Annotated in this window: 1 protein-coding gene; it reads right to left on the bottom strand. The window is 67.2% G+C overall.

The window, feature by feature from the left end:
• Positions 1–1,851 (bottom strand): primosomal protein N' (locus EN984_RS32580; RefSeq protein ID WP_127384258.1); only part of this gene is annotated, 1,851 nt, incomplete at its 3' end.
• Positions 1,852–2,002: the final 151 nt, after the last annotated feature.

Genomic DNA, 2,002 nt, shown 5'->3' with positions numbered 1-2,002 from the left:
AAACGCCTCGGCGTCGCCGGAGACGATTGCCCGCATCACCGGATGCTCGGGCTGAAAAGTCTGCAGCAGGCCAAGGCTCTTCTTGCCGGTGCGGCCGGCGCGGCCGGTGACCTGGCTGAGCAGCTGGAACGTCCGCTCGGCGGCGCGCGGATCGCCATTGGCAAGGCCGAGGTCGGCATCGACAACGCCAACCAGGGTCATGTTGGGAAAGTTGTGGCCCTTGGCGACGAGCTGCGTGCCGATGACGATGTCGGCCTCGCCATCGGCGATCGCCTCCAGCTCCAGCCGCAGCCGCCGCACGCCGCCCATCAGGTCGGACGACAAGACGATGGTGCGCGCGTCGGGAAAATGCGTAACGACCTCCTCGGCGATCCGCTCGACGCCCGGCCCGCAGGCGACCAGATGATCGAGCGTGCCGCATTCCGGGCAGGCTTCGGGGCGGCGCTCATTGTGCCCGCAATGATGGCAGACCAACTGGCCGCGAAAACGGTGCTCGACCAGCCAGGCCGAGCAGACCGGGCAGCCGAAGCGGTGGCCGCAGACCCGGCACAGCGTCAGCGGCGCATAGCCGCGCCGGTTGAGGAACAATAGCGACTGCTCCTTCCTCTCCAGCGTCTGGCGCATCTGGTCGAGCAGCACCGGCGACAGGAAGCCGCCACGCGCCGGCGGCGCGCGCCGCATGTCGACCGCCTTCAGATGAGGAAGTGCTGCCTCGGCGAAGCGAGCGGAAAGAACGGCTCTGTTGTATTTACCTTGGCTCGCATTGACCCGGCTTTCGACCGATGGCGTCGCCGACGCCAGCACCACCGGAAAGCTGCCGATATGGCCGCGCACCACGGCCATATCACGCGCATTGTAGAAGACGCGGTCCTCTTGCTTGTAGGCAGGGTCGTGCTCCTCATCGACGACGATCAGGCCGAGCTCCTTGAACGGCAGGAACAGCGCCGAGCGCGCGCCGGCGACGACCCGCACGCCGCCTTCCGCCACTTGCCGCCAAACCCGCTCGCGCATCCGCGGCGGCAGGTCGGAATGCCATTCGCCCGGCTTGGCGCCGAAGCGCTGCTGGAAGCGCTCGAGAAAGGCATGCGTCAGCGCGATTTCCGGCAGCAGGATCAGCACCTGCCTGCCCTGGTCGAGCGCAGCCGCCACCGCCTCGAAATAGACCTCGGTCTTACCGGATCCGGTGACGCCGTCGAGCAGCGCAACGTTGAACACGCCGGCTGCGACATTGGCGCGCAGCATCTGCGCCGCGTCGCTCTGGTCCGGCATCAGTTCCGGAATGGCGTAGCCGGTATCGGGCGCGGCCACCACCGGGCGCGGCGGGATCATCACAGTCTCGAACACGCCTTGCGCCCTCAGGCCGTCAATCACCGTCGATGACACGCCGGCGGCGTGAGCGAGGCCGGAGCGCGTCCAGGCAAGGCCGCCTTCGGCCGTCTCCAGCACACGCTGCCTGGCGCCCGTCATCCGGTCGGGTGCGAGGAGCGTGCGCTGCAGCCCTTCGATCCAGGGTTCGGGGTCGAAAGCCTCCGGCGCCCTGAGCAGCATGCGCGCCACCATGCCCGGAGGCGACAGCGTGTACTGCGCCACCCAGTCGACGAAACGGCGCATCGCTCGGTCGATCGGCGGGCAGTCGAAGACCTGTTCGATGGGGCGCAGCTTTTTCGCGTCGACCTTCTCGACCGCGCCATCCCAGACGATGCCGGCGACCTGCCGCGGCCCGAGCGGCACGCGCACGATCGAGCCCGGCACCACGCGCATGCCGGCCGGCACGGCATAGGTGTAGGGGCGTTCGGCGGGCATCGGCACCAGCACCGGTGCGGCTGCGACAAAGGGCGAATCTTCGATCATGAGGCGTGACCTTGCCCTGACTTTGGTCTAGATCAAAGGCCGACCCCGAATGTGCATGACATGCACATGAAAATCTTCAGGAGACCCGCCATGAAATTTTTTGTCGACACCGCCGACGTCAAGGATATCCGTGAGCTGAACGATCTGGGGC

This window comes from Mesorhizobium sp. M7A.F.Ca.CA.004.12.1.1, assembly GCF_003997835.1.
Classification (GTDB): domain Bacteria; phylum Pseudomonadota; class Alphaproteobacteria; order Rhizobiales; family Rhizobiaceae; genus Mesorhizobium.
This window is presented reverse-complemented; position numbering and strand designations above follow the sequence as displayed.